We start from the raw sequence: 1,025 nt of genomic DNA on the forward strand, positions 1-1,025 counted from the left end.
GTCGCTGCCGCAGCTTCGGTGCATGGTTTAGCCCCGTTACATCTTCCGCGCAGGCCGACTCGACCAGTGAGCTATTACGCTTTCTTTAAATGATGGCTGCTTCTAAGCCAACATCCTGGCTGTCTGGGCCTTCCCACATCGTTTCCCACTTAACCATGACTTTGGGACCTTAGCTGGCGGTCTGGGTTGTTTCCCTCTTCACGACGGACGTTAGCACCCGCCGTGTGTCTCCCGTGATAACATTCTTCGGTATTCGTAGTTTGCATCGGGTTGGTAAGCCGGGATGGCCCCCTAGCCGAAACAGTGCTCTACCCCCGAAGATGAGTTCACGAGGCGCTACCTAAATAGCTTTCGGGGAGAACCAGCTATCTCCCGGTTTGATTGGCCTTTCACCCCCAGCCACAGGTCATCCGCTAATTTTTCAACATTAGTCGGTTCGGTCCTCCAGTTAGTGTTACCCAACCTTCAACCTGCCCATGGCTAGATCACCGGGTTTCGGGTCTATACCCTGCAACTTAACGCCCAGTTAAGACTCGGTTTCCCTTCGGCTCCCCTATACGGTTAACCTTGCTACAGAATATAAGTCGCTGACCCATTATACAAAAGGTACGCAGTCACACCACGAAGGTGCTCCCACTGCTTGTACGTACACGGTTTCAGGTTCTTTTTCACTCCCCTCGCCGGGGTTCTTTTCGCCTTTCCCTCACGGTACTGGTTCACTATCGGTCAGTCAGGAGTATTTAGCCTTGGAGGATGGTCCCCCCATATTCAGACAGGATACCACGTGTCCCGCCCTACTCTTCGAGTTCACAGCCTGTGCATTTTCGTGTACGGGACTTTCACCCTGTACCGTGCGACTTTCCAGACGCTTCCACTAACACACAAGCTGATTCAGACTCTGGGCTGCTCCCCGTTCGCTCGCCGCTACTGGGGGAATCTCGGTTGATTTCTTTTCCTCGGGGTACTTAGATGTTTCAGTTCCCCCGGTTCGCCTCGTTAACCTATGTATTCAGTTAACGATAGTG

General features: G+C 52.9%; 1 rRNA gene. It reads right to left on the reverse strand.

The features are described from left to right. A 23S ribosomal RNA gene (locus AX755_RS21620) occupies nt 1–1,025 on the reverse strand; the annotation flags it as partial.

It is taken from the genome of Enterobacter sp. SENG-6, assembly GCF_001605945.1.
GTDB classification, from domain to species: Bacteria; Pseudomonadota; Gammaproteobacteria; order Enterobacterales; family Enterobacteriaceae; genus Enterobacter; species Enterobacter cloacae.